Source organism: Leucothrix pacifica (assembly GCF_003172875.1).
Classification (GTDB): Bacteria; Pseudomonadota; Gammaproteobacteria; order Thiotrichales; family Thiotrichaceae; genus Leucothrix; species Leucothrix pacifica.
The window spans coordinates 130,003-150,702 of record NZ_QGKM01000008.1; the positions used below are offsets into that span (position 1 = coordinate 130,003).

Below are 20,700 nucleotides of genomic sequence, written 5' to 3' on the forward strand. Positions count from 1 at the left end.
TTTCTCAATAATTTGTACGTCCAATGGCTGGCTTCTTCACATTCATAATGTGCATCAGTCAGTTGCTAGCTTGTTTGAACGTGCAATCACAAGACGCAAGTAGTCTTGCTTCTTCATCTTCGCTTCAAAACCGTTACATTGGGGTACAACACCTACGATGTACTTACCGATATCGTGAATGTCACCCTTATTTGTACTTGCGTGACTGGTAATATCATTGTTATCATATTAAATATGAATTCATATATGAGAGTAAAGTGATGCAGAGTGTTTCCGTTTCCGAAATCCAGCGTAACCTGCAAAACCTCAATGATTTTGATGTTCTCGAAATCGTTGATAAAAAAAGAAATGTTGTGAAAGGTTATTTTCTTGATGGTCGATATAAAGCACTAATTGATGAGTTGCTAAAAAAACGTGCGACTAATCGTAAAAACCTTATGGGTTTGATTGGCAGCGTGAGTAGCCAAGAGCCGGATCAAACTGTCGATCAACTACGTGACGAGCATCTATCAAAATATGAATAAGTATTTTCTGGATACCAATTTTTTTCTTGATGTGGCAGACAGTAAACGCGAGCGTCATCCTTTAGCGGCAGATTGCTTTCGACGATTACTAGAGCAAGAAAGCAGGTTGTTTACTAGCAGTGATATTCTCACCACTGTTGCCTATTTCGTTCAAAAACATGAAAACTTAGCACAATGCTTGAATGTCATGGATATGATCGCTAACGAAGTCGAAATTGTATGTGCTAGTAACGGTGATTTTCTAAAACTTAACCTCATTCTGCAGGGTGGGAATAGTAATAATGATTATGAGGATGCACTACAGCTTTATCTTGCAGATAAATCCGACTGTGATTATCTGATTACTAGCGATAACAAGTTCTGCGAACACTTGCGTGAAGCGTTTACGCTAAAGGTAATTGGTTTGAGTGATGTGTGAATATAATATCGGATTGCGCCTAGTAACATTTTTGTGAATGTGAAATTGATTATATTTCAATTGTTTAGTGTTTTCTCGGTAGTTCGTACCTAATGTAAGTACTGAGTAAAGTGTATAAGCAATCACTACAATTTAGATGCCATCATTTCAGTGGGGTATCACTTAGAAAGCCTTGGCATCAAAATCGCTTTCTCAACTTTCAGAGGTGCCGATTGGAGATAAGGTGATTTCTCTAGAGATATTGATACAGTTCTAGGTTTCTTAACAGCTGAAGAAGATGAGGAGAGGCATCATTATGGCGGCTTACTCGTCTCAGGATCATGTAGTGAATTGATTGCACACTCAATAGCGAATAATGATATTGAGAATAGTAGAGAGGCGTACAATTTAATTAGTAAGTCATGGGAAAAACAATATATACCCGCTAAGTTCTTTGCAGTTGCGCTGTATTCTCTGTTTTATCTTTCGATGCTAATAGTCTTAGTTCAAAATATTTACTTTGTCGTTACATATTTGCTGACATGATTGGTATTTATACCTGCGAGTTTAAAAGATTTAAAAACGCAGGTATAAATTTAGTACCAAGCTAAGAATCAAGCAGGCTCATACCCCAAATTAGGCGCTAACAATCTCTCAGCTTCGGCCAACTCAATCCCTTTACGTTCCGCATAATCAGCAACCTGATCCTTATCCAGCTTAGACACTCCAAAATACTGCGATTCAGGATGCGAGAAATACCAACCACTAACAGACGCTGCAGGCAACATCGCCCAGCTTTCCGTCAGTTCAATGCTGGCATTTTCCACCGGCTTCAACAGATCCCAAATGATCTCTTTTTGTGTATGGTCAGGGTTAGCAGGGTAGCCCGGTGCAGGGCGAATACCTTGGTATTGTTCTTTAATCAGCGCTTCACCGGACAGGTTTTCATCCGCTACATAGCCCCAGTGCTTGGTACGAACTTCGCGGTGCAAATACTCGGCAAAGGCTTCTGCAAAACGGTCGGCAATGGCCTTAGCCATAATGCTGTTGTAGTCATCCTGTGCAGCATCGTACTCAGCCACCAGCTTGTCTAAACCAATACCCGCGGTCACTGCAAAGGCTCCGATGTAGTCTTGCACGCCACTGTCTTTGGGGGCGATAAAGTCAGACAGCGACAGGTTAGGGCGGTCCGTTGGGTGTACTGTTTGCTGGCGTAGACCAACGACAGTATCAAATACTTCAGTCCGGGCCTCATCGGTATAGATCTCGATGTCGTCTTCTTTCACCGTATTGGCAGGGAAAATACCAAATACACCGTGTGCCTGAACCGTATCGTCTTTAATAAAGCGTTCGATCATGGCCTGTGCGTCGGCGAATAATTTACGTGCTTCCTCGCCTAGTGTTTCATCTTCCAGAATCTGTGGGTATTTCTTGCGAAGCTGCCAGGTGTGGAAGAACGGTGTCCAGTCGATGAGCTCAGCCAGTACACGTAAGTCCATCTTTTCAATGACTTGCACGCCTTCAACCGAAGGTTTAGTCGCATCGTAATGCGCCCAGTCCGTTGCTAGTTTATTTGAACGGGCAATTTCCAGGCGTAGGAAGTCCTGCTTTTTCATTTTGGCATTAAAGCGCTCGCGGTACTGATCGTATTCTGTTTCCAGTTCAGCAAGGTAAGGCTCGCGCAGGGTTTCACTCAGCAGCTGATTCACCACACCCACCGAGCGCGATGCATCCGGTACATACACAACGGGTTGCTTATAGTGCGGCGCAATTTTCACAGCGGTGTGCATTTTAGAAGTGGTAGCACCACCAATCATTAGCGGAATTTCAAAGCCCTGACGTTCCATTTCTTTGGCCACGTGGGTCATTTCTTCCAGTGATGGCGTGATCAGACCAGAGATACCAATCACATCCGCGTTGTGTTCGCGAGCGGCTTCAAAGATAGTTTCTGCTTTACACATTACGCCCAAGTCGATGACATCATAGCCATTACATTGCAACACCACACCAACGATATTTTTACCGATATCGTGCACGTCGCCTTTTGCTGTTGCCATGATAACGCGGCCATTACTGGTATCGACGCCTGCTTTCTCAGCATCCATAAATGGCTCAAGGTAGGCAACGGCTTGTTTCATCACACGGGCTGATTTCACTACTTGTGGCAGGAACATTTTACCGGAACCAAACAGGTCTCCCACAACATTCATTCCCGCCATTAACGGGCCTTCGATAACTTCCAGCGGGCGTCCAACCGCTTCCAGTGCTTCTTTGGTGTCCTCAGTAATGTACTCGGTGATGCCTTTAACCAGTGAGTGTTCCAGACGCTTGGTGACTGGCAGCTTGCGCCATTCTTCGTCTTGCTTTTCAGCTTTTGAGCCATCACCGCGGTATTTTTCTGCGATGTCTAATAATAGCTCTGTGGCGTCTGGTTTGCGGTTTAGTACCACATCTTCCACCGCATCGCGCAGTTCCAGCGGGATGTCTTCGTAAATCGCCAGTTGTCCGGCATTGACGATACCCATGTCCATGCCTGCATCAATCGCGTGGTATAGGAATACCGCATGAATTGCTTCACGAACCGGGTTATTGCCACGGAATGAGAACGACACGTTTGACAAACCACCCGACACCATCGCGTGTGGCAGGGTTTGTTTGATCTGGCGCGTGGCTTCGATAAAGTCGATGCCGTAGTTATTATGCTCTTCCATACCCGTTGCAACGGCGAAAATGTTGGGGTCGAAGATAATGTCTTCTGGCGGGAAGCCAACCTGATCCACTAAGATGTCGTAAGCGCGTGTACAAATCTCAACTTTACGGTCGATGGTGTCAGCTTGACCTTCTTCGTCGAACGCCATCACCACGACTGCTGCACCGTAGCGCATGCAAAGTTTAGCGTGTTCGATAAATTGCTCGACGCCTTCTTTCATGCTGATCGAGTTGACCACGCACTTACCTTGCACGCACTTCAAACCGGCTTCGATGACTTCCCATTTTGAGGAGTCAATCATTACGGGTACGCGTGAAATATCAGGCTCAGCGGCAATCAGGTTGAGGAAGCGCTGCATGACTTTCTTGGAGTCCAGCAAGCCTTCATCCATATTAATGTCGATGATTTGTGCGCCGTTTTCAACCTGCTGCAAAGCAACGGTGAGGGCTGCATCGTAATCTTCTTCAACGATCATGCGTTTAAAGATCGCCGAACCTGTGACGTTAGTACGCTCACCCACATTGACGAATAAAGAGTCTGCGCTAATGGTTAGCGGCTCAAGACCCGATAATCGGCAAGCAACCGGAATGTCTGGGATCTCACGAGGTGGCAAACCATCAACCGCTTCACGCATCGCTTTGATGTGAGCAGGGCTGGTTCCACAGCATCCACCGATAATATTTAAGAAGCCGCTTTGTGCCCATTCCTGAACGTGCAGCGCCATGTCTTCTGGTGTTTCATCGTATCCACCGAATGCATTCGGCAGACCAGCATTAGGGTGAGCAGATACGTGGGTGTCTGCAACGCGTGAAAGCTCTTCCACGTACTGGCGTAATTCTTTTGCACCCAGCGCACAGTTCAGACCAATAGATACAGGCTTAGCGTGACGCATCGAGTTCCAGAATGCTTCAGTGGTTTGGCCAGATAGCGTACGACCGGATGCATCGGTAATCGTACCGGAAATCATAATCGGCAGACGGTAGCCTTGGTTTTCAAACACTTGCTCAACGGCAAAAATAGCCGCTTTAGCATTCAGGCAGTCAAAGATAGTTTCGATCAGAATCAGGTCAGAGCCACCGCGAATCAATGCTTCACAGGCCTCGGAGTAAGTGGCAACCAATTCATCGTAATCCACATTACGAAAGCCAGGGTCATTGACGTCTGGTGATAAACTAGCGGTGCGGTTGGTTGGGCCAATAACGCCTGCCACATAACGAGGTTGGTTAGGATTCTTGGCTTCTGCTTCATCACAAGCTTGGCGGGCCAGACGTGCGGATTCTTCACAGATTTCAGCAGCCAGTGACTCCATATTGTAGTCAGCCATGGCAATCTGCGTGCCGTTAAAGGTGTTGGTCTCAATAATGTCCGCACCAGCTTCCAGATATTCGGCGTGAATACCTTTAATAATGTCTGGCTGAGTCAGGCTCAACAGGTCATTATTGCCGCGCAGGTCGCTTGGCCAATCTGCGAAGCGTTCGCCACGGTAGTCAGCTTCTTCCAGTTCGTGCCGCTGAATCATGGTGCCCATTGCGCCATCGAGAATTAAGATGCGTTTTTTGAGAGCGTCTTCAAAGGCTTGCGAGTTGGCTGACATGGTGAAAGTCCTGTTTGTTTCGTATGGTTGTGACTGTGCTAAAGTAGGGCTGAACAATACCATAAGTAATATATAAATATAAACATATCTTTATATGACTGGATGAATGCATGCAAAATCTTGATACCTTGCTAGCGGCCTTGCGGGCAGCGGGCGAACATACCCGACTACGATTATTAGCTCTGTGTGCACGCAGTGAGCTGAGTGTGTCGGAGCTGACCCGTATATTGGGGCAGAGTCAGCCACGCGTGTCACGCCACCTGAAACTGATGGTAGAAGCTGGCTTATTGGAGCGCTTTCCGGAAGGTGCTCAGGTGTTTTATCGCTTATCCGACCGTGCTTCTGTTGCGCCCTTGGCTCAGGCATTGGTGGCGCTATTACATGAAGATGATGCTGTGCTAAGTCGTGACTTATCTCGTTTGAAACAAGTCACTGATGCTAGGGCACTGGAAGCGCAAGCTTACTTTGATGAAATCGCCAGTAGCTGGGAAGAATTGCGCCAAATGCACGTGCCGCAGGAGGAAATTGAATCCGCTCTGCGTCAGTCGATTGGTGAAGATAAGGTGAGTGATTTGCTGGATATCGGTACCGGCACCGGACGGATTTTGGAGTTATTAGCCGACCGTACCCAGCGTGGTATTGGTATCGATTTTACCAGTGGCATGTTGGCGGTGGCACGGACCAATCTTAAGCAAGCCGGTTTGTCGCATATGCAGGTGCGCAAAGGCGATATGTATCAATTACCGATGGATGATCAGAGTTTTGATCTGATCACGATGAATCTGGTGCTGCACTTTAGTGATGATCCCGCTGAGGTTATTCGTGAGGCTGCAAGGGTATTAATGCCGGGTGGACGCTTGTTTGTGGTGGATTTTGCCGCGCACTCTGAGGAGTATATGCGTAAGGAATACCAGCATCGTAGGTTAGGCTTTACGGATGAGGAGATTCGACGGTATTTTACAGCAGCAGGTCTGATACCCGCGGTGCCGCAGCAGTTTGTGGGTGATCCGTTGACGGTGAAGATTTGGTCGGCGAGTGCTGTGCCTGACTACGATAATGACGAGGATTAGGGCTGTACGGAGTTAACTTCCGGATTATTCTGGCTACAGAGCTACAGAGCTACAGAGCTACAGAGCTACAGAGCTACAGAGCTACAGAGCTCAGCGCAGTAGCTTAGATGCTATTAATCAACTGCCATTGCTTATTCAGTCGCTTATCAGACACCGGCATGGCCGTCCCCAACTCCTGAGCAAATAAAGACACCCGAAACTCCTCAATCATCCAGCGATATTTCAGCAGTTCCTCGTTCGAGGCTAATTCAGGCTTGGCTTTGATTAACTTCATATATTGTTCGGTATGTTTACTCACTTGCAGGCGCAATCCACGGTCTTTTTGTAAGGAGTGCTGTAGCTTCTCCAAACGACGTTCCGTTGCTTTTAAATAACGTGGATATTGACGCAAGGTCTCCATACTCAATGAGTCCAAAAAGCCCGGATACACCAGTGATTCTAGCTGCACTTTAATATCAGCTAAGGCTTCCAGTGCTAACGGATTAATGCCACCTTTAAGCCCTTTGCGAATCTTATGCACCAGTGGCAGACAAATCGCTAATTGCTCGCAAATTTGATTACCAGTAGGGATTAACTCCGTTTTGTGTTGTTCAAGCTCAGCCTTAAAGTCCTTCTCCGCACGAATGCCGCTGCAATCAAAAGTCAGGCGGAAGCTATTGGCAACGATGCTCTTTTTCAACTCATCACAACTACCCGTTGAGGCGTAATTCAGGCAGAGTTTTTGGATATTTGGCAGGTTCTTTTGTAAATAAGTCGCTTCTTTTCTCAGCGCCAACATATACAAACGACGCAAGCCTTGCTGACGCTGCGCTTTTGCCTGATTATCAAAGAGTTGCACCGAGACAGAGTCTTTATTATCTACCAATGCAGGCCAGGCTTTAATTTGCATGCCCGCCGTTTTGATGAGTGTGTCTTCAGGTAGATCGCCAAAATCCCATTGCGTGATGTTCTCACGCTCAATGGTTTTGGTCGCGCGTTTTTGCAGCTGCTCGCTGGTGGTTCGCTCAACGCCACCTTTGAGTTTCTCAAGATCTCGTCCCGCTTTAATCACCTTGCCTGCTTCGTCGACTACGGCAAAGCGCATACGGTTATGGTCAGAAAACTCAACGCTCTTCAGTGCTTCCTGATCAATCTGAGTGCCAGACATTCGGTGTAGTTGATGAGCAACTGCCGCCAGTAAACTCACCTCATCGCTGGCTTCAATCGCCTCGCAACACGCCGCCGCATAATCCGGTACAGGAACAAATTGCTTACGCGTCTGTTTAGGCAATGAGCGAATCAGCTCGGTCACTTTCTCGTCCAGCATCCCCGGCACCAGATAATCAAATCGCTGGGAATTGATCTGGTGTAAAGCAGCTGCCGGAATGCTTAGTGTGACGCCATCTTTTTCATTACCCGGTTCGAACAGGTAACTCAATGGAAGGCGCATGCCGTGTACTTCTAAACTGTCCGGGTATTGCTCGACCTTTACATGGGAATCATCCCGCTGCATCAGATCTTCACGAGTCATGATCAGTGCTTTTGGATTTTCCTGAAATAGTTTTTTACGCCACTTTTCAAACGCTTTACCGTTGTAGATGTGTTTGGGGACGCGCTGGTCGTAGTAGTCATAAAGAATGTCTTCATCCACCAAAATATCACGGCGGCGAGACTTGGCTTCAAGCTTTTCAACTTCCTGAATCAGCTCACGATTGCGCACCAAGAACTCGGCTTTACTATTAAACTCACCATAAACCAGAGCGTGACGTATAAAGATCTCGCGCGCCACAACCGGATCAATCGGACCAAAATTGATACGACGCTGCGCAACAATGGTGATACCGTAGAGTGTGGTGCGTTCATCCGCACCTACTTGTGCTGGCCTTTTTTCCCAGCGAGGTTCACTGTAAGTACGACGGATCAGGTGTTGTGCTTGTTGCTCAATCCATTCTGGTTGAATCGCAGCAACGGTGCGTGCAAATAAGCGGGAGGTTTCGACTTGTTCGGCCGCCATAATCCATTTCGGTGACTTCTTACGAAGACCAGAGGCTGGGAAGATAAACAGCTTGCGGCCATTCGCTCCCAGATATTCCTGACGATCTTCTTGCAGTGCGACGTGACTCAGCAGACCACTTAATAAGCTTTGGTGAATGGACTCAGGCGTCGCTTCATTGCCGGTAATTTTAATACCTTGATCGCGTAAACTTTCACGCAACTGGCGGTAAATATCTTCCCATTCACGCAGGCGTAGGTAGGACAGAAACTCCTTTTTACACAGCTGGCGATGTTTGTTTTGAGTGAGTTCTTTGCGTTTTTCCTGAAAGTATTTCCACAGATTCAGGTAGGCAATAAAGTCAGACTTTTCATCTTTAAAGCGCGCGTGTTTTTCATCCGAGGCTTGCTGTTTGTCCATCGGGCGTTCACGCGGATCTTGGCTGGCCAAAGCGCTGACAATAATCAAAACTTCTTCCAGTGCACTGAACTTTTGAGCGGCCAGTAGCATGCGCCCCAAACGTGGGTCAGTTGGTAAGTGTGCTAATTTGCGGCCAACTTCGGTGATATTGTTGCTTTCTGTCACCGCGCCCAATTCAAACAGCAGACGGAAGCCGTCTTTAATCATGCGTCGGTCAGGCGCTTCTACAAACGGGAAGCTGGAAACGTCCCCGAGTCTGAGAATGGCCATTTGCAAAATAACGGAGGCGAGATTGGTTCTGAGTATTTCAGGGTCGGTAAACTCGCTGCGGCTTTCAAAATCTTCTTCGCTAAACAAACGAATCGCGATACCGTCGCTAGTACGACCACAGCGACCGGAGCGCTGATTAGCCGATGCCTGAGAAATCGCTTCAATTGGCAGGCGTTGTACACGCGCGCGCCACGAGTATCGGGAGATGCGCGCTACACCTGTGTCGATGACATAGCGAATTCCCGGTACAGTTAATGAAGTCTCAGCAACGTTAGTTGCCAATACAATACGCGGGCGGCCTTTTGGGTTGAATATTTTGTTTTGTTCGGCTGCCGAGAGTCGCGCAAATAATGGCAAAATCTCTAAGCTGGCAGGGTGGTGTTTGCGTAGTGCCTCAGCGGTTTCACGTATCTCACGTTCGCCTGATAAAAATACCAAGATGTCACCGGGAGCTTCTCTCATTAGCTCATCGGAGGCGTCAATAATTCCCTGAATTTGGTTACGGTCTGCTTCGTCTTCGTTTTCACTGACTAAGGGGCGATAGCGAACTTCAACAGGGTAGGTACGTCCTGATACTTCGATAATGGGCGCATTGTCGAAATGTTTGGAGAAACGTTCCGGATCAATGGTGGCAGAAGTCACAATCAGTTTGAGGTCTTTACGACGTGGCAGCAACCATTTGAAATAACCCAGTAAGAAATCGATGTTGAGGCTGCGTTCGTGCGCCTCATCAATAATGATGGTGTCGTATTGATTCAGAAAGCGGTCACTGCGAATCTCTGCCAGCAAAATACCGTCGGTCAGCAGGCGAATATAGTTGTCTTCGCTACCTTCTTCATTAAAGCGAACCTTGTACCCAACCAAGTCCCCAAGTTTTGAATCTAATTCCTCGGCAATACGGTTAGCCACACTACGGGCGGCAATACGCCGAGGCTGGGTATGAGCAATCAGTCCGTCTACACCGCGCCCCAGTTCCAGACACATCTTGGGAATTTGCGTGGTTTTACCCGAGCCGGTTTCACCACATAAAATAGTGACCTGGTTTTCCTGAATGCATTTTAGGATGTCGTCACGACGCTCACTAACAGGAAGGTCTTCCGGATATTTCGGTTGTGGAAGATTGTTTTTGCGATGCTCACGACGTAAACAGGATGCCGTGATGGCATCCTGCAGTTTATTGATAGCGTTGTCGTCAGGCTTCTTGTGTAAGCGTTGCAAGCGTCGGGATAGTTTGAATCGCTGCGCAGCCTGACAGTCGTTGAGTTGTTGCTTAAGTTCTTGAAGCTTCTTTTTCGGCATATTTCTGTAGTACAAGGGCGAGGCGTTGCTCACCACATTTTTGTTCCGCAACGCGGTTTCGGCCCTGCTTTTTCGCAAGGAACATGGCGTTGTCAGCGGCATTCATTAGCATGGCAGGGAACATCACATCATCTTCCTCAGCTTCTGCCTTTTCTTCTTCAGTCTTAGGTGCACAGCAAGACACGCCTACACTCACGGTTACGACTTTATGTTCAGAGCTAGGGTGAGGGATCTGTAATTGCTCTACTTTGGCGCGTAGCTTTTCACCTAGCATGGTGGCGTTTTCCATGGTGGTGTTTGGCAGCAGTACGGCAAACTCTTCGCCGCTGTAACGGGCTGCGAGATCAGCCGGACGACGTGTGACGACTTCCATGCACGAAGCGATCGACTTCAGGCAGTTGTCACCAGCGCGTTGGCCCTGTGTTTCGTTATAGAGACTGAAGTTATCAATGTCGATCAGTAACAGGGAAATAGGCAGCTCATCACGCGTAGTGCGTCGCCATTCGTTCTTAAAGGTTTGATCGAAGGCGCGACGATTGGCGATCTGTGTCAATGTGTCGGTATTGGCTTGTTTCTTCAGCGAGGACTGAGAGTCACGCAGATCCATTAGCATGCGATGGATATACTCAGAGACCGAAAACAGCGTGCCTGCGAAGATCAGTATGCCCATCGGTAATAAAAAACCATCACCAGAACTTGTGTAAGCAGGCTTAACTGTTAATGAAACCAGTATTGGTGTCAGTACTGCAAATAACTGAATGCTGTAAGCGAAGCGTGATATTGATAGTACGGGTATGGAAATCAGCAATACACTGAATAATATGGCCGCCAATAACACTTGATGCGAGAAGTTCTCTGGTAACAAAATGAAACCAGCTGCTCCCCAAATCGTATTGATGATAGTCGTCAGTAAGATGTGCTTATTGGCCCACAGGACAATACTGTTTGGGTCGTGATAATGACTAGGATTGAACTGACGGGTTAGATTAAGTCGGTAGAAGCAGACGGCAACTAATAGTGCTAACCAAATGATAATGTAGTAGTTGAAACTTTGGTCGTTAAATTCGCTTCGATGGTGACGAAACAAAAACAGTGTCAGAATCGCTGCGAGTACCAGATTTCCCCAAAAACCAAGTGTCGTTTTACGATATAAGGTAGTGACCTGTTCTTGCTTAATTTCCGTCATTACCCCTGATTGGACGGTATTACTACTCACTTGCTAACCTCTGTGATCTTTTTGCTAGGTACAATCATTTTGAGTGCAAATGATGTGTGATGTGAGATTGTACCTCTACGCGGAATTATCGATGTAGCCGCCAGAGCGACTACTTTTATGACTGCATAATTCCCGATGATAGCACATTATCTGACCTTTCTTACAAGCGGGTCATAACCCAGACTTTTGACCTGTTTTTTCCAGTCCGGTAATTGCATTTGAGCAATAGGACCGGCCAATACACGATACCAGGTTTTACCTTTGCTTGAATGCTTCTCAACATGTGATGTCACACCGCGACCACTCAACTTATTTTGTGAGCGATTAGCTTGTGCCATTGACTTAAATGATGCGACTTGTAAGAACAAATCACCTGATTTAGCTGGCGCAGCCTGGGCAACTTCCTGTGTTGTTGCTTTAGTAAGTGCTACAGGGCGAGGTGCAACTGGCATATCAATAGTCGGTAGTACTGCGTGGAAACTAAAAACAGCCCGTTTTCTTGGCTCAGGTTCTTCAAGAACTTCTGGCAGTGGTGTAAAGCCCTGTTCGTTCTGATTAGCAACAACGGCATCAGGTGTTTGCGCGTTAGCCAAAGCTGCTTTTTCTTCACGTGTGAGTGTTGCAGGATCCTGATCAGCCATAGCTGCATTTGCCGTCGCAAATATCGGTGCATGACGGTTAGCATAAAAATACATGCTTAGTCCGACTAATAAGCCCATGAATACCCCCGAAAGCATCCACAGCATGCCCGTTTTGTACCCTGTGTCTGTTGGTTTTGCTGTTTTGAAATCTTTTTGCATGGCTATATTTCAACGTCCGGTTTAATTGTCGTTTTCCTGCATAGTGCCATTAGTCTCTCTGGCTGGCAAGGAAAAAAATCAATAATATTTCTCAATAAACATGAACTTACATAAAGTTTGTAGGATCAACATCAAGTATGTATCTGAGATCCCGAGACTTTTTTTTCTGCCTGAGGACGCTAATTAGTTGATCCAGAAAGCAATGTAAGGACGATCTGCGATTGGCGCTTACCAGCATTTGGTAACGATAGCGATCAGATCGCTTTTCCATCGGTGAAGGCATTGGTCCAAGTAGAGAAACTTCCCCCGTTTCTATCTCAGGCAATACTCGCAAATCATCTCTCAAGCTACTTAAAAAAAGTAGACCTTCCTCGAACTGCGGTGCATTTGCCCGGATTAGCGCTTGAAAGCCAAAAGGAGGATACTGCCAAGCTTGTCGCTCTTGCAGTAATTGTTGTGCTACAGCTCTGTACCCTTGTGTCAGCAGCTGATTTAGCATTGGATGCTGTGGTTGACTTGTTTGAAGTACCACGTGGCCCTTTTTTTCCCCTCTGCCAGCCCGTCCACTGACTTGGACAATCTGCTGTGCTAAATGTTCCTGTGCCCGATAGTCTGTACTAAAAAGTGCCTGATCAATATCCAAAATACCTACCAGTGTCAGGTTTGGAAAGTCATGCCCCTTTGTTAGCATTTGTGTTCCAATCAGAATGACAGGTTCACCTGATCTGACAATCTCTAGCTTGCGTGCAAGCTCTCCCTTACGACTCGTAGTATCACGGTCTACCCGAACGACGGGCGTGTCTGGAAAGTGCGACAATAATAAATGCTCAACTCGCTCCGTTCCATGACCTTGTGTCGTTAGTTGTGGGTGTTGACAAGAAGGGCAAGCAGTACCGATACGTTGTTGGTGTCCACAATGGTGGCAAATCGCTTTATGCCTTGCTGCATGAAAAGTCATTTCAGCATTGCACGCTGAGCAGGTCGCATGCCAGCCACATTGGATACACAATAATACGGGGGCGTAACCTCGTCTGTTGAGAAACAACATGACCTGATTACCATCACGCACCTGCTTACCAACTTCGGATAGTAATTTACGAGAAACACCCGCCTCTAGCGTTTGGCTTCGAATGTCGATCAGAGATGTTTTAGGTGGCTTGCGTGTACCCGGACGTTTTTTTAATTGTAAGTAATGGTAACGCCCGCGCTCAGCATTTAATAATGTTTCCAGTCCCGGCGTTGCACTGCCCAATAGTATCGGGATATTCAGCTGATTTGCTCTTTTCACAGCTAAATCCCGCGCATGATAATGAAAACCTTCCTGTTGCTTGAAAGACCCATCATGTTCTTCATCGATAATGATGATGCCCAAATTTTTAAAGGCACAGAAAATAGAGGAGCGAGTGCCTACGACAATATCCGCTTCACCCGTTTGGGCTGATTGCCAGTTTTGTGCGCGTTGTGAATCATTTAAGCCTGAGTGTAGTGCTACAACCGTTTGATTGGGGAAAAAGTCGCAGAAGCGCTGGAATAACTGGGGCGTTAAGCCAATTTCCGGAATCATCAGCAAGGCTTGTCGGCCCGCTTCCAGTTCAGGCTTAATGGCCCGCAGGTAGATCTCAGTTTTTCCACTACCTGTGATGCCATGAAGTAGGGCTGGGGTTTGTATGCTTGATTTACGCCATTCAGCAAGCTGGCTGAGGCTGTCATTTTGCTCTTCGCTGAGTTCGATCAGGTGTTGGTTGGGGTGATCAACATCCTGCACGGTGCTGTGATCATTAGTGATTTTACGTCGTTCAACCCAGCTTTTAGCTTCGAGTTGTTGCATCGGTTTACGCCATTTGCTGAGGTGTAAACTTGTCAGCTGGGCTTCGGTCATGCTGTGAGATTGTAGTTGTTGGAATAGCTCACGTTGTAAGTGAGCACGTTTCAAGCTCACAAGCGCAGCTTCGTGGTCATCACAATTAAGGTGCCACGAGAAATTTTCCGATAACTCCCTGCCTTCACGCAGTCGTTTAGGTAGTGCTGAGAACAGGACTTCACCAATCGGGTGATGGTAGTAAATACTCGCCCAATTAAGAAGTGACAGCAGTGACGGGTCTAATAACGGTTTATCATCCAGTACGCTTTCAATGGCTTTGAGCTGTTCAAATTCTGATGTGACGCCAGATTCAATAATGATACCGACGACGGTGCTGTTTAAGCCCAGAGGTACGCGCACACGACACCCTGCCTCAGGGAGAGGCAGGGGGCAGTGATAATCAAATGCTTGATAGAGCGGTCTGGGTATGACCACACGCACAATTCCGAGTGTGTTAGGCATACCACAGTTTACCGTTTAGCGAGTGGTTTGTCGGGTTCCGGTTGCGGTAATTTCTACACGACGGTTTTGCGCACGACCTGCACTGGTTTTGTTATCAGCAATTGGTGAGCTTTCTCCACGACCGGCTGTTTCCATTGATGATCTCATAATGCCCTGTGAGGCTAAGTAATCTGCAACTGCATTGGCGCGCTTAAGTGATAGTGCCTGATTCATAGCAGCAGAGCCTGAGCTGTCAGTATGGCCTTCAATTAACAGGCGGCTGATTGTGGTGCCTGAGCTGGTCAAGGTTCGTGCTAGTGCAGATAGTTTAGTTTTGCCAGCTTGTGATAATGACGAGCTACCGGTTCTGAAGGTTGCACTACCACTTAACGTCAGACGGCGTGTGGTTTCGGCTTGCACCTTCACTGGTGCTGGTTTTGGTATAGTTCTGACAACAGGTGTCTGAGGAATGACAATAGGAGCGGGCTTAGGCTTAGTCATCCCCTCAGGTTTTTGTATGTCAGTTGTAGTCGTCACCGCTGTGCTTGTCGTAGTGGTTGGTATTTTAGCCGGAGAAGCACTAACCCCGGTCTTAGCCGCAGGTGTATTCGTTGTGGTAACCGCGGTTTTATCGGCTTTAATCACTGTTTTACGGGTGACAACAGGCTCTTTAGGCTTATCGGCCAGCAAGCGAAGTGGCTCTCGTTTAGTGGTCTTAGTAGACGCTGTTTTATTACCGACTAAGCAGCCGGGAATGGTTTTGCCTGTCTTCTTGTCAATACAGTTTTTACTCGTCTGTTGACCGAAAAGCTGACTACCCGGAATAGAAATCGATTGGCTACTACAGCCATAGGTAAATGCACTGATTCCTAAGATAAGAAACGCTTTAGGCAGGTGTTTTGTTATTGTTTTGTCCATGCTTTGAATCCCCTTGCAATGGCTTATTTTTTTACATACTAATCAATTTGCTGCAAGATAACCACCGGCCGCTCAAATAAAACTTCAAATGCAACGCTGGCTTTATTTTGTAACTCAGTAATCCCCATTTCTGAGAGTGTTTTAAAAATCGCGACTTTCTCATCCACGCTTAGCTCGTGGTTCGGTTTTATATCATGCAGCAAATAGAGATCCCGCAATGCCGAGAAGATCATTGATGAGGCGTAATACTCCGGTTGATCTTTAGTCATTGAATTTAACGAGAACAATAGTAATTTGGTTAACCAAACTTTATGCCCCGTGTCGGTATAGACGAGCTGTGTAAGATACGCGCCCAGCTCTTCAAGGCTGCTCTCAATGCCATGCTCAGATAAGTCCTTGAAATTAGTGGCAACCCACGCAGGTTCTGGCCAACTTTCCTTTTCAATCTGATGATAGGCTTCGTGATACTCGATGCTCGGCAGCAGGCTAACCATTAACTCGTCAAGCTCTTCTCGTGCTTCGTCCTGAGCGGGTTGTTTGCTAGGTTCACGCACTGCGTCCATCATGCCACTAATAGCATCCAGTCCACCAATGATTCCTGTAGTGCCCGTGGTTGCTGGTGTTGAACGTTGCAAAGTCTGTTGCATGCGTGAACTCGCTAAATGCTGTTGGTCGAGCAACATTTCTTTTGCTGCTGCACGAAGTCGCTTTATTGACTCCGGACTCTTGAACAACTCACCGATGTCGTGCTTGTAGTTCTTAGTGATGCTCTCTTCGATATCGTAGTAGCCTTGCAGCCAGTACGGAATGATATAGCTACGTCCCTGAAACGTCAGAGCTGGCAATATTGATTGCTCGGCAAAGCGTTTTATTTGATCAAGCAATATGATTGACCCGACACCTTGGCTTTTGAAGGTCAGGCCCAGCGCACCATCTGCAGCAGGTACCTTATCTGCTCGTGTCACATGATAGAGCGGAAGCTCTTCTTTCTCCTGATCGAGATAATCCAGCGCACGTCGCTCATCAACATTATAGACAGTAATAATGCCGGTGCGGCATAGCGGTTTGTCGTCAACTTCCTGTTCTCGCAGTAGGCGTTCGAGCAGGTTCATGATCTCGTTTTGTTCTTTATCGACACCCGGTGCAAAGCTGCTGCAGTCATCCATGAAGAGCTTTGGAGACATGTAATAAGGCAGCTTTTCAAGGTCCATTTCAGCATTCAGGTTTTTGAAATGCACCATAATGTCAGCATTGGTTTGCGTATCATCTTGCATGCTGGATAGCGCACGCTCCATGAGTGTGTGCACGGCGCCTTCATTGGGCACTAAGGAGATAATGTTCTTTTTTTCCTCCTCAGCTAGCGCGAGATATTTTTTTAGTGGTTCGTCTGCTGCGTATTGTCTGGCGACTTGGGCGCGATGCAGAAGTTCGCTGTAATAAGGCATGCGGTCAGCGAGTGCCAAATGCATTTTCTTATCCACATACCAGTGATGAATTTGCCAGCTGCTAAAGATGAGAGCGGCGATTACTAATGGGTAAAAGACGATCACAGACAGCGGGCTAATGAATGCTCCCGGATTGTTCATCCAGCCAAACCAAGCCTTTTTCTGAAGTTTTTCTTCCAGCGCATCAATATAGTCACGCTTATGGATCGGATAGATAGCTTGCTCAGTAAAAGCGGTTAACAGTGATTTTTTATGCTTTAGATATCGCATCGCCAATAAATGACGGACAGGCGTGATCCAATGTAGATAGAACGATGGACGCTCAAAACTATCTGCTTGCATAGGATCCAGATTTGGAGCATTGGACTCTTGTTGAATGAGTTTGAGTAAAATACTATCAAGCATGAGTGTTCACCCTTAACGCCTTAACCATCGGAGTACCTCTTGCACACTCTGGATTCTGTTTTCAATGGTTTGAGGAACATAGCAATCAGTCGCAACGACCAATTTATCTGCGTACTCGCGAGCAACCGGGTCACTGATTGAATCTTTTAGGCCACGTTGGAAACCTGACCAATCCCAGCTGCAGATGTATTCTGGCAGGTGTTTAAATCGGGTTGCAACATTCTCAAGGGCAACAATAGACTTCTTGTTCTCCCGGTTCTGCAGATAATAAATACCTGCCAGTGTGTCTTTGATTTGTTTGTAACCATCGGTCAGTAAACCGCTAGTATTGATATCTTCATGTAGTTCACTGAAGGTGTCAGGGTCAATATTAGCAGTAACGTAGGTTTCCATCAGATCAAGATCAACTTCCGCTGCCACAGCACTGAGGCTACTAGAGCCACCGCTGGCTTTCTTCAGGATATTTCTGGCGGCTTCCAGTTCAGCCACTGCGGTATCAAGGTCGTTAAAATACAACCAAGCCAAAGCTCCTGATTCACGGTGACGAGCTGCGATACGCCAAGGCTCGAACTCATAAGTGGCGAGATGTTGTACGGTCTCGCGGAAGCAGGTATACATCCGTTGAGCATCAGCTTGTCTGCCTTGCTGATAATAACTGGCAGTCAGGTGCCAGTAGCCAGTGTTCATGGCTGATGCATCACCAGAGCATTGTATTTTTCTGGCTTGTTCAATCACCTTGTCATGATTTTTTTGGCGTGAGTAGCAGCTCATTGCCAGTTGTTCCAGTTCGAATTTGATCTCAGCTTCGCTCTTTCGCCATTGTATTTTTTGACCAATCACATCAATGGCTGCTTCCATTTTCTCGCAGTCTCGCTCATTGTCGAGCACGCTGCGATAAGAGCGGACCAGCATTGAGATATCAGCCCGTCGTTCACCGGGAGCACTTGGCTGGTCAGCGGCAGAACATGCTGGGTTCGGATCAACAGAGCACACAAAACGTGCAGGCCCGTCACCCTCTCCATCGCCACTGCTGCTGGCTGTTGATGATTCATTTTGACTGCGAATTCTGTCCTGCATACCCGGGCGCATTAAAGACTGCAATGCTTCTTCCGGACTCATTGAAGAAGAGGCGGTCGCACGGCTGAAGTCAAAACTTAGTTCGGGATTGGCAGAGACAATATTACTGATGACTTGCTGAGTTTGGCGTGACGCTAACCACTCCACAAATTGGAATGTCTTAGGATCTGTTTCTGCTTGCTTGCTAGCGAAGTCATGTTCTATGTAGCGGTAAATCGCAAAAGCAATGCCTGCAATGAGTAGTGGTAGTAGGAAGAATAGAGTAGATCGGCCTTTTAAGGCACTGCGAGCTTTCTCAGTACGAAGAATAGCGGATTCACCACGCTCAAGTGTGCGTTCATCAGTACTTCTGATCGCTTCTTGATAAAACTGCTGAGCTTCTTCAGGATTATTCGCTTTACGGGCGGCCTCTGCTTGTCGATACAGAGCTTTAGGATCTTTGTTTTGCTGACTCACGCGGAAGTACTCCGGCGCTGTGCTTGAGTATGCTGCATAGAATTTGATGACTTATAATAATTATCGTCGCGGTACATAAGGACATCCGGTACGTTATGTGTCTAACTATACCAGACATTGTCCCTGAAACTGATAGTTCTTTATTACAGCATTACTATAATTTAAGGTGTTAATGCGCCAACAATTGCTCCGCCGACTGCGCCACCTACTGCCCCGCCCAGTGGGCCACCTGCTGCTGTTCCCGCTACTGTACCCGCGGTTGTTGCCGCTGCCGTTGCTGCAGCACCGACGACTTTGAACGGAACCTTCGCTACACCAATAGCCGCATCCGCTACTTGTTGTCCCGAGCATCCTGTTAAAAATGCAAAGCTAATGATGGCAGCAGCCGTTGTAATTTTTTTCATTATATTCCCCAGTTTTCTATTTTTTAGTGTTCTAATTCAGGTAGTTCGTTGTTCGAGCCGGAGGAGGCTACCGGACTTTCATCGTCTATTCCAGACTTTTGTTCGAAATTCAAGCGCCATTCCAGATTGTTTTTAGAGGTCGCATTTTCCAGCGCTGCTTCCTTGGTAATTCGCCCCGCCAGACACAGCTTCACCAGAGACTGATCGAAAGAGTGCATGCCGTCAGTTGAGCCTTTTTCGATAACCTGATGGAGCTCATGTGTATTGCCCTTGCGAATGATTTCACCGACAAAAGGCGTGTTAATCAAAACCTCACTGGCCAGAACACGTCGCCCATACACATCCGGAATCAAACGCTGCGCAACAACCCCACGCAGATTCATCGACAGATCCATCAATATGCGCTGCTTTTGCTCTGCCGGAAACAGGTATAACAAACGATCCAAGGCCTGAGTGGTATTTGTGGCGTGCAAGGTGGTTATGACTAAGTGTCCGGTGTCTGCAAAGCCCATTGCAGAGTCGACGGTCTCAGTGTCACGTACCTCGCCCACCATCACGACATCAGGTGCTTCACGCATCGCCTCACGCATTGCATTTTGGTAGGATAAAGTATCGAAACCGACCTCACGCTGACCAACAATCGATTTACTGTGTTGAAAAACAAATTCTATCGGGTCTTCGATAGTCAGAATATGACCGGCATGACGCTCATTACGGTACTGAATCAAGGACGCCATTGATGTTGATTTACCCGCACCCGTTGAACCAACAAATAACACCAAGCCGTCTTTTTTCATGACGAGCTCTTTAAGCACTTCCGGAAGTTCTAATTGCTCCGGCGTCATAATTTCAGAGCGCACGTGACGAATCACCATCGATACTTCTCCACGTTGATGGTAGGCATTAATACGGAAGCGTCCGATACCATTAATCGCCATCCCTTTATTGATTTCTTTAGTGGACTTGAAGGTATCCCATTCAATATCGTTCAGCATGGTCTGGGTGAGAGTTTCAACCATGCCCGGCCTTAGTGCTTCTCTGGTGAGGTGTTTAAATCCCCCCATAACTTTAATAGAGGCTTTAGCTCCGGTTGTCAGATAAAGGTCGGAGGCTTCATGTTTCACCATGGCAGCCAAGAAAGCTTTTATTTGTGGATGACATTCACTCATTGGGCGGCCTCATCATAGATTTCTTCAATCGAGAGATCATCGGTGCCTTTAAAGAAGTCACCACCTTTTGATTTCCGGCTGTGTAGTTTCAGCTTAAGGCGTAGGTCATTGATAGAGTCGGCATTACGCATGCCTTCCTGCACGGTGATCATACCTGCATCAATCATGTGGAATAGGGCTTGGTCAAACGTGCACATACCGAGCTGATTGGACTTTGCCATCAGTTCTTTCATCCTAAAATACTCAGTTAAA

The 20,700-nt window shown here is 47.0% G+C and carries 13 protein-coding genes and 1 pseudogene; 3 read left to right on the forward strand and 11 right to left on the reverse strand.

What is annotated here, in order from left to right; translation table 11 throughout:
- Positions 1 to 260 precede the first annotated feature (260 nt).
- Both DKW60_RS05070 and DKW60_RS05075 read left to right on the forward strand, forming a co-directional pair.
- Positions 261 to 524 (forward strand): hypothetical protein, encoded by a 264-nt coding sequence (locus DKW60_RS05070; protein ID WP_109836579.1) that lies wholly within the window; start codon positions 261 to 263, stop codon positions 522 to 524.
- A complete protein-coding gene (locus DKW60_RS05075) occupies positions 517 to 942 on the forward strand; it encodes a type II toxin-antitoxin system VapC family toxin (protein WP_109836580.1) in 426 nt (141 codons plus the stop codon). Before DKW60_RS05070 ends, DKW60_RS05075 begins: the two co-directional genes overlap by 8 nt.
- Positions 943 to 1,535: 593 nt before the next feature.
- On the opposite strand, the gene metH is transcribed toward DKW60_RS05075, so the two are convergent.
- Complete coding sequence (gene metH, locus DKW60_RS05080) at positions 1,536 to 5,225, reverse strand: methionine synthase (protein ID WP_109836581.1); 3,690 nt, start codon at positions 5,223 to 5,225, stop codon at positions 1,536 to 1,538.
- A gap of 110 nt (positions 5,226 to 5,335) precedes the next feature.
- Here metH and DKW60_RS05085 point away from each other — a divergent pair, with 110 nt between their 5' ends.
- Positions 5,336 to 6,295, forward strand: coding sequence for an ArsR/SmtB family transcription factor (locus tag DKW60_RS05085; protein ID WP_109836582.1), 960 nt, complete (start codon positions 5,336 to 5,338; stop codon positions 6,293 to 6,295).
- A 103-nt stretch (positions 6,296 to 6,398) separates the two neighbouring features.
- Here the strand turns inward: DKW60_RS05085 and hrpA are convergent, their stop codons facing one another.
- The 10 genes and pseudogenes from hrpA to DKW60_RS05135 form a co-directional block, all read right to left on the reverse strand.
- On the reverse strand, positions 6,399 to 10,289 hold the full coding sequence (gene hrpA, locus DKW60_RS05090; protein ID WP_245929589.1) for an ATP-dependent RNA helicase HrpA: 3,891 nt from the start codon (positions 10,287 to 10,289) through the stop codon (positions 6,399 to 6,401).
- Positions 10,228 to 11,472: a GGDEF domain-containing protein gene (locus tag DKW60_RS05095; RefSeq protein WP_181389588.1), complete on the reverse strand. Its 1,245-nt coding sequence runs from the start codon at positions 11,470 to 11,472 to the stop codon at positions 10,228 to 10,230. The genes hrpA and DKW60_RS05095 overlap by 62 nt, the downstream gene beginning before the upstream one ends.
- Positions 11,473 to 11,618: 146 nt before the next feature.
- Complete coding sequence (locus DKW60_RS05100) at positions 11,619 to 12,272, reverse strand: SPOR domain-containing protein (RefSeq protein WP_109836585.1); 654 nt, start codon at positions 12,270 to 12,272, stop codon at positions 11,619 to 11,621.
- A 106-nt stretch (positions 12,273 to 12,378) separates the two neighbouring features.
- On the reverse strand, positions 12,379 to 14,595 hold the full coding sequence (locus DKW60_RS05105) for a primosomal protein N' (protein ID WP_109836586.1): 2,217 nt from the start codon (positions 14,593 to 14,595) through the stop codon (positions 12,379 to 12,381).
- 15 nt (positions 14,596 to 14,610) lie between these two features.
- Positions 14,611 to 15,492: an OmpA family protein gene (locus tag DKW60_RS23945; protein ID WP_219988638.1), complete on the reverse strand. Its 882-nt coding sequence runs from the start codon at positions 15,490 to 15,492 to the stop codon at positions 14,611 to 14,613.
- Between the two features lie 38 nt (positions 15,493 to 15,530).
- A complete protein-coding gene (locus DKW60_RS05115; RefSeq protein WP_109836587.1) occupies positions 15,531 to 17,342 on the reverse strand; it encodes a hypothetical protein in 1,812 nt (603 codons plus the stop codon).
- A 12-nt stretch (positions 17,343 to 17,354) separates the two neighbouring features.
- Complete coding sequence (locus DKW60_RS05120) at positions 17,355 to 18,875, reverse strand: tetratricopeptide repeat protein (protein WP_109836588.1); 1,521 nt, start codon at positions 18,873 to 18,875, stop codon at positions 17,355 to 17,357.
- Positions 18,876 to 19,036: 161 nt separating this feature from the next.
- Positions 19,037 to 19,279, reverse strand: coding sequence for a hypothetical protein (locus DKW60_RS05125; protein WP_109836589.1), 243 nt, complete (start codon positions 19,277 to 19,279; stop codon positions 19,037 to 19,039).
- A 23-nt stretch (positions 19,280 to 19,302) separates the two neighbouring features.
- On the reverse strand, positions 19,303 to 20,448 hold the full coding sequence (locus tag DKW60_RS05130) for a PilT/PilU family type 4a pilus ATPase (protein ID WP_109836590.1): 1,146 nt from the start codon (positions 20,446 to 20,448) through the stop codon (positions 19,303 to 19,305).
- A pseudogene (locus tag DKW60_RS05135) lies at positions 20,445 to 20,700 on the reverse strand (type IV pili twitching motility protein PilT); the annotation flags it as partial. The pseudogene DKW60_RS05135 and the gene DKW60_RS05130, both read right to left, overlap by 4 nt.

Coding starts and splice junctions, on each gene's coding strand:
- DKW60_RS05070 (WP_109836579.1), top strand. CDS start 261: ATGCAGAGTGTTTCCGTTTCCGAAATCCAGCGTAACCTGCAAAACCTC.
- DKW60_RS05075 (WP_109836580.1), top strand. CDS start 517: ATGAATAAGTATTTTCTGGATACCAATTTTTTTCTTGATGTGGCAGAC.
- metH (WP_109836581.1), bottom strand. CDS start 5,225: ATGTCAGCCAACTCGCAAGCCTTTGAAGACGCTCTCAAAAAACGCATC.
- DKW60_RS05085 (WP_109836582.1), top strand. CDS start 5,336: ATGCAAAATCTTGATACCTTGCTAGCGGCCTTGCGGGCAGCGGGCGAA.
- DKW60_RS05100 (WP_109836585.1), bottom strand. CDS start 12,272: ATGCAAAAAGATTTCAAAACAGCAAAACCAACAGACACAGGGTACAAA.
- DKW60_RS05105 (WP_109836586.1), bottom strand. CDS start 14,595: ATGCCTAACACACTCGGAATTGTGCGTGTGGTCATACCCAGACCGCTC.
- DKW60_RS23945 (WP_219988638.1), bottom strand. CDS start 15,492: ATGGACAAAACAATAACAAAACACCTGCCTAAAGCGTTTCTTATCTTA.
- DKW60_RS05115 (WP_109836587.1), bottom strand. CDS start 17,342: ATGCTTGATAGTATTTTACTCAAACTCATTCAACAAGAGTCCAATGCT.
- DKW60_RS05125 (WP_109836589.1), bottom strand. CDS start 19,279: ATGAAAAAAATTACAACGGCTGCTGCCATCATTAGCTTTGCATTTTTA.
- DKW60_RS05130 (WP_109836590.1), bottom strand. CDS start 20,448: ATGAGTGAATGTCATCCACAAATAAAAGCTTTCTTGGCTGCCATGGTG.